Raw genomic sequence first — 6,676 nt, 5'->3', positions numbered from 1 at the left:
CAAGCCGACCGGCGACTTCCAGCCCGGTCTGGAACTGCACGGCAAGTATGTCTTCATCGCCGAGGGCGTGCGCGGCTCGCTGGCCAAGACCATCATGGCCCGCCACGACCTGACGGCGAACTCGGACCCGCAGAAGTTCGGAATCGGTCTGAAGGAACTGTGGCAGATACCGGCGGACAAGCACCAGCCCGGCCTGGTCCAGCACACGACCGGCTGGCCGCTGGACGACAAGACGGGTGGCGGCTCGTTCCTGTATCACTTCGGCGACCGCTACGTGTCGGTCGGGTTCGTGGTGCACCTGAACTATCAAAACCCCTATCTGTCGCCGTTCGACGAGTTCCAGCAGCTCAAGCACCACCCGGCCATCGCCGAGCACCTGGAGGGCGGCACGCGCGTCTCCTACGGCGCCCGCGCCATCACCGAGGGCGGCTTCCAGTCGGTGCCCAAGCTGGCCTTCCCCGGCGGCGCCCTGATCGGCTGCTCGGCGGGCTTCGTGAACGTGCCTCGCATCAAGGGCAGCCACAACGCCATGAAGACCGGCATGCTGGCCGCCGACGCCGCCTATGAGGCTGTCATCGCGGGCCGCGAGGGCGACGTGCTGGAGGCCTATGAAGAGGCCTACAAGGGGTCGTGGGTCTACAAGGAGCTGAAGATCGTCCGCAACGCCAAGCCCATGCTGTCCAAGCTGGGCACCATGATGGGCGGGGCGGTTTCCATGTTCGACATGTGGGTCAACCACCTGACCGGCGGCTTCTCCTTCTTCGGCACCATGAAGCACACCAAGACGGATGCGGCCTCGACCGGGCTGGCCAAGGACTTCAAGCCGATTACCTATCCCAAGCCGGACGGCAAGCTGTCGTTCGACAAGCTGTCGTCGGTCTTCATTTCGAACACCAACCACGCCGAGGACCAGCCGGCCCACCTGAAGCTGCTGGACCCCAGCGTGCCGATCAACGTCAACCTGCCCAAGTACGGCGAACCGGCGCGGCTCTATTGCCCGGCGGGCGTCTATGAAGTGCTGACCGACGAGCAGGGCCAGAACCCGCGCTTCCAGATCAACGCCCAGAACTGCGTCCACTGCAAAACCTGCGACATCAAGGACCCGTCGCAGAACATCGTCTGGACCACGCCCGAAGGCGGCGGCGGCCCCAACTATCCGAACATGTAAGGCCTAGAGGTTTCAGCCTCTTGCGGGCGGAGGGGAAAGCGTGAAGGGTCCGCCCATGCGCTTCGCCTTTCGCCGCTCCGCCCTGTTCGCCGCCGCCTCGCTGATCGCGTTGGGTCTGGCCGCGCCGTCGCTCGCCCAGGACGCGCCGCAGACGCCGCCGGTTCAGGATGCGCCCGTCCAGGCGGAACCTGACGCCGAGATCGAGCCGAGGCAGGAGCCGGACGCCGACCTTCCGGCCGATGAAACCACGGAAGAAGCCGCCGAACCGGAAGTCGCGCCGATCCCCGCGGTCTGGGCGCCGATCCCGACCGATGCGGCGCAGCACAGCGCCTACGGCCTTTATCTGGCGGGCCGCAACGCCCTGGTCAGCGGCGAGAGCGAGGCGGGCGCCGCCTATCTGGCGCGGGTCGAGCACTTGACGCCGGAACAGCCGCGCGTGCGCGAACAGGCCTTCACCGCCGCCTTGCTGGCCGGCGATCTCGACGTCGCGGGCCGGATCGCGCCGGAAGGCGAGGGCGTCTCGCCCGTCATCGTCCAGGCCGGTCGTTTGGTCGCGGCCGTGCAGACCTTCGTGGGCGGCGACGCCCGTCGCGCCGACATCCTGTTCAAGACCGCCCCGATCGGCTCGCCGCATGACCGCGCGGGGCTCTATGTCCAGGTCTGGGTCGCGGCCGCGGCCGGCGACTGGGACCGGGCCCTGGCTGCGCCGCCGACGACGCTGGACCCGATCAGCACCCTGGTGGCCCGTGGCAATCGCGCCCGTCTGCTGGAGCTTCGCCGTCGTTACGACGAGGCCGACGCCGAATGGCGCGACCTGACCAGCCACGCCCTGGCCTCGGCCCTGTTCCGTCTACCCTACGGTGAATTCCTGGAACGGCGCGGCAAGCGCGATCTGGCCCTGGCCCAGTATGACGCCGCCATCGCCGCTGGCGCGACCGACCGCGCCACCCGTCTGGCGCGCGAGCGCGTCCTGGCCAAGGGGCGGCCGCCGGCGGCGCCGACCTGGCGTCAGGGCGCCGCTCTGGCGCTGAAGACCGCAGCCGACCAGGCCATCGCCCAGCGCGCGCTGGAGTTCGGCGTGGTCTATCTGCGTCTCGCCCTGAATCTGGAGCCGAACGACCAGACCCGACTGATGATCGGCCAGACCCTGCAGCAGGCCGGGCTGGAGCCGGCCGCTCGCGCGGCCCTGGCCCAGATCGGCGACCGCGACCTTGAGGTCTTCGCCGCCGCCCGGGTGCAGAGCGCCGTCAGCCTCGAGAAGGAGGATCAGTCCGAGGCGGCGCTGGCCGAACTGCGCCGCGCCGCGGCCGCCCGCCCGAACGAGGCGACCATCGCCTATATGCTGGCTGGCCAACTGGTGCAGATGGAGCAGTTCGAAGAGGCGCTGACCGTGCTGAACGGGCCGCTGTTGAACACGGCCGCGCAAGGGTTCGAGGTGCATTTCCTGCGCGGCGCCGCCTATGAGGCGCTGGATCGCAAGCCCGAGGCCGAGGCGCAACTGTGGGCCGCCCTGCAGCAGCAGCCCAACAGTCCGACGGTGCTGAACTATCTGGGCTATCTCTGGGTCGACAGCGGAACCCGCGTGGAGGAGGGGGCCGAGATGATCGCCCGCGCCTTCGCCGCCGATCCGAACGACGGCAATATCCAGGACTCCCTGGGCTGGGCCCAGTATCGCCAGGGCCAGTTCGAGGCGGCGGTCGACACCCTTGAGCGGGCCGTGGCCAAGGAGCCGGCCAACGCCGAGATCAACGACCACCTGGGCGACGCCTACTGGGCCGTGGGCCGTCAGCGCGAGGCGGGCTTCCAGTGGAACCGGGTCCTGAGCCTTGAGGTCGAGGCCGAACGCAAGGCCGAGGTCGAGGCCAAGCTGCGCGACAAGCTGGGTCAGGAACCGACCGGGGACAAGGGCGCGGGCCTCGGCGCCGAGAGCTGATCCGGTGACGCTCAGCGGCCTGGCTCCGGCCAAGATCAACCTCTTCCTGCACGTCGGGCCGGTGGCGGACGACGGCTATCACCCTCTGGCCAGTCTGGTCGCCTTCGCCGACGTGGGCGACGGCGTGACGGTGACGCCGGCCGATGCCCTGTCGCTGAGCGTGACCGGGCTGTTCGGCGGAGCGTTGGCGGGCGAGGGCGATAATCTGATCCTACGCGGCCTGCGGGCTCTGGGCGAGGCCGCCGGGATCGGCGCGCCGCCGGTGGCGGTGACGCTGGACAAGCAGCTGCCGATCGCGGCCGGTCTGGGCGGCGGGTCGGCGGACGCGGGCACGGCCATTCGTCTGGCGGCGCAACTGCTGGACCTCGATCTGGACGAGGCGGCGCTGGAAGCCGTGGCGGGCGTGGTCGGGGCGGACGGTCCCATGTGCCTGCGCGCCCGCCCGGCCTGGGCGACGGGCCGGGGGGGCGACCTGACCGACGAGCCGCGTCTGCCGCCGCTGCCCGCCGTCCTGCTCAACCCCGGTCTGCCGTCGCCGACGGGGGCGGTCTATCGCGCCTATGACGACGCGCCCGCAGGGGGCACCGACTGCCCGGAGGCCCCCGCCGACTGGTCGCCCGGCGTCGTGATCGACTGGCTGAAGGCTCAGCGCAATGATCTGGAGGCGCCCGCCCTGCGCGTCACGCCGGGGATCAGCGAGGCGCTGGCGGCCATGCGCGCCATGCCGGGTTGTCGTCTGACACGCATGTCGGGCTCGGGCGCGACGGTCTTCGGCCTGTTTGATGACGCAGCCGCCGCCGAAGCTGCCGCCGTCGCACTGCAACGCCCTGGCTGGTGGGGGCGGCCCTGCCTGTTGGGAAATCCCGCGTCCGGTTGAGTTTCCGGCGCGCGCGCCCTAGGGTCCGCGCTCAAATTTGCGCTGCGAAAACGAGCCGCCGTGACGACCGAACCCCTATCCTTCCAGGACCTGATCCTGACCCTGCACAAATACTGGGGCGACCAGGGCTGCGCCATTCTGCAGCCCTATGACATCGAGGTCGGCGCCGGCACCCTGCACCCGGCCACCGTGCTGCGGGCCCTCGGTCCCAAGCCGTGGAAGGCCGCCTATGTCCAGCCGTCGCGCCGTCCCGGCGACGGCCGCTATGGCGAAAACCCCAACCGGCTGCAGCACTACTACCAGTATCAGGTCATCCTGAAGCCGAACCCGGACAACCTGCAGGAGCTCTATCTCGGCTCGCTGGCCGCCATCGGCATCGATCCGAAACTGCATGACATCCGCTTTGTCGAGGACGACTGGGAAAACCCGACCGTCGGCGCCTGGGGCCTGGGCTGGGAGATCTGGTGCGACGGCATGGAGGTGACGCAGTTCACCTATTTCCAGGGCGTCGGCGGCATCGAGGTCGACGTGGTCTCGGGCGAGCTGACCTACGGGCTGGAGCGTCTGGCCATGTATGTTCAGGGCGTGGACAACGTCTATGATCTGAAGTTCAACAAGGAAGGCCTGACCTACGGCGAGGTCTTCCTCGAGAACGAGCGCCAGCAGTCGGAAGCCAACTTCCACGGCTATGACGTCGCCGCGCTGAAGCGCCGCTTCGAGGACATGGAGCGCGAGGCCGCCCATTTCCTGACCATGAAGGGGCCGCAAGGCCAGCCGCTGGTCCTGCCCGCCTACGATCAGGTGCTGAAGGCCTCGCACCTGTTCAACCTGATGGACGCCCGCGGCGCCATCGCCGTCGCCGAACGCCAGAGCTACATCGGCCGCATCCGCGACCTGTGCAAAGCCTGCGCTTTGGCCCAAGTCGAACATGAGAAGGCGACGTCGTGAGCTCTGTCACTGGAATCCTCTCCTTCGATCTGTCCGACACCAATCTGGAACAGAGCCCCGGCGAGCCGATCTCGCTGTTTTCCAGCGGTCGTGTGGAAATCGAAGGCCAGGAATCGTGGGCCGAGGTGCGCATCGTCCGCCACGCCCATGACCAAGGCAGCCACCTGACGGCGCAGCCGGGCGGCTGGCGCGGCGTGGTCGTGGTCGGCGAAGAGTGGTTCGCCATCCTGCAGAACGCCTTCATGACGCCGCAGACCTTCCTGCTGAATATCGCCTTCAGCGGTGAGACCGGCGCGGCCGACGCGCCCTTGGCCCTGAAGGACATCGCCCTCACCCTGATGCGGTCTGCCGCCACGACCGAAGAGTCCGCCGCCTGATGCCCCAGCTTCTTCTCGAAATCTTCTCCGAAGAAATCCCCGCCCGTATGCAGCAGGGCGCCGCGCGCGACCTGGAGCGCATGGCGTCCGAGCGCCTGAAGGCCGCCGGGCTGACCTGGGAGGCGCTGAACGTCTTCGCCGGGCCGCGCCGCCTGACGCTGGTCATCGACGGCCTGCCGACGGCCGCCGAGGACCGCAATGAAGAGGTCAAGGGTCCCAAGATCTCGGCCCCGGCTCAGGCGCTGGAGGGCTTCCTGCGCAAGACCGGCCTGACGCAGGACCAGCTGGTCGAGCGCGACGGCGTCTGGTTCGCCGAGATCAGCAGCAAGGGCCGGCAGACGACCGAGGTCTTCGCCGAGGCCGTCGATCAGATCGTCCGCAGCTTCCCCTGGCCCAAGTCGATGCGCTGGGGCGCGGGCACACTGCGCTGGGTGCGTCCGATCAAGCGCATCATCGCCCTGTTCGACGGGGCGGTGGTGCCGTTCGAGATCGACGGCGTCCAGTCCGGCGACGTGACCGAGGGCCACCGCTTCCTCGGCAGCGGCCAGCCGTTCGCGGTCAAGGACTTCGCCGACTATCGCGCCAAGCTGGAACGCGACTTCGTCCTGCTGGACGTGGCCGACCGCAAGCTGCGCATTCTCGAAGCCGCCAAGGCCGCCTGCGCCGTGCGCGGTCTGGCCCTGGTCGATGACGACGGCCTGCTGGACGAGGTCGCCGGTCTGGCCGAATGGCCGACGCCGATCCTGGGCGACATGGACCCGCAGTTCCTGTCGCTGCCGCCCGAAGTGGTCCGCCTGTCGATGAAGGTGCACCAGAAGTATTTCGCCGTGCGCGATCCGTCCAAGGACGGCCAAGACGGGAAATTGGCCCCCAACTTCCTCGTCGTCGCCAACGTCGAGGCGACCGACGGCGGTCAGGCCCTGGCCGCCGGCAACAGCCGCGTCCTGTCGGCCCGCCTGAACGACGCCCGCTTCTTCTGGGACGAGGACCAGAAGGTCGGCTTCGACGCCTGGAACGACAAGCTGCAAGGCGTCACCTTTCACGCCAAGCTGGGCACCCTTGCCGAGCGCGTGGACCGCATCGCCGCACTGGCGCGCGAGATCGCCCCTCTGGTCGGCGCGGACGCCGCTCAAGCCGAACAGGCCGCGCGCCTGTCCAAGGCCGATCTGGCCTCGGGCATGGTCAGCGAGTTCCCGGAACTGCAGGGCGTCATGGGCGGCTACTACGCCCGACTGGCCGGCTACCCCGACGCCGTCGCCGACGCCGTGCGCGACCACTACAAGCCGCAAGGTCCGGGCGACAGCGTCCCGACCGCCCCGGTCACGGTCGCCGTCGCCATCGCCGAGAAGCTGGACACCCTGGTCGGCTTCTTC

The 6,676-nt window shown here is 69.0% G+C and carries 6 protein-coding genes; all 6 read left to right on the top strand.

Features of this window, described 5'->3' with window-relative positions:
- On the top strand, positions 1–1,168 hold a 1,168-nt coding region (locus tag VGE49_RS00200; protein WP_331032577.1), incomplete at its 5' end, for an electron transfer flavoprotein-ubiquinone oxidoreductase.
- Between the two features lie 55 nt (positions 1,169–1,223).
- On the top strand, positions 1,224–3,101 hold the full coding sequence (locus tag VGE49_RS00195; RefSeq protein WP_331032576.1) for a tetratricopeptide repeat protein: 1,878 nt from the start codon (positions 1,224–1,226) through the stop codon (positions 3,099–3,101).
- A 4-nt stretch (positions 3,102–3,105) separates the two neighbouring features.
- Positions 3,106–3,978: a 4-(cytidine 5'-diphospho)-2-C-methyl-D-erythritol kinase gene (locus VGE49_RS00190; RefSeq protein WP_331032575.1), complete on the top strand. Its 873-nt coding sequence runs from the start codon at positions 3,106–3,108 to the stop codon at positions 3,976–3,978.
- Positions 3,979–4,038: 60 nt separating this feature from the next.
- Positions 4,039–4,926 carry a glycine--tRNA ligase subunit alpha gene (locus VGE49_RS00185; protein ID WP_331032574.1) on the top strand — a complete coding sequence of 296 codons (888 nt, stop codon included), beginning with the start codon at positions 4,039–4,041 and terminating at the stop codon, positions 4,924–4,926.
- The gene (locus VGE49_RS00180) at positions 4,923–5,303 is read left to right on the top strand and encodes a hypothetical protein (protein WP_331032573.1); all 381 of its coding nucleotides are present in this window, start codon (positions 4,923–4,925) and stop codon (positions 5,301–5,303) included. The genes VGE49_RS00185 and VGE49_RS00180 overlap by 4 nt, the downstream gene beginning before the upstream one ends.
- Positions 5,303–6,676 (top strand): glycine--tRNA ligase subunit beta (glyS, locus tag VGE49_RS00175; protein ID WP_331032572.1); only part of this gene is annotated, 1,374 nt, incomplete at its 3' end. The genes VGE49_RS00180 and glyS, both read left to right, overlap by 1 nt.

The organism is Brevundimonas sp. (assembly GCF_036405315.1).
Taxonomy (GTDB): domain Bacteria; phylum Pseudomonadota; class Alphaproteobacteria; order Caulobacterales; family Caulobacteraceae; genus Brevundimonas.
Note: the sequence above shows the minus strand (reverse complement) of the source record. Positions and strands in the feature narration are given on the sequence as shown.

Bases quoted from the DNA above. Each gene is read 5' to 3' on its own strand.
- VGE49_RS00195 (WP_331032576.1), top strand. From the start codon at position 1,224: ATGCGCTTCGCCTTTCGCCGCTCCGCCCTGTTCGCCGCCGCCTCGCTG.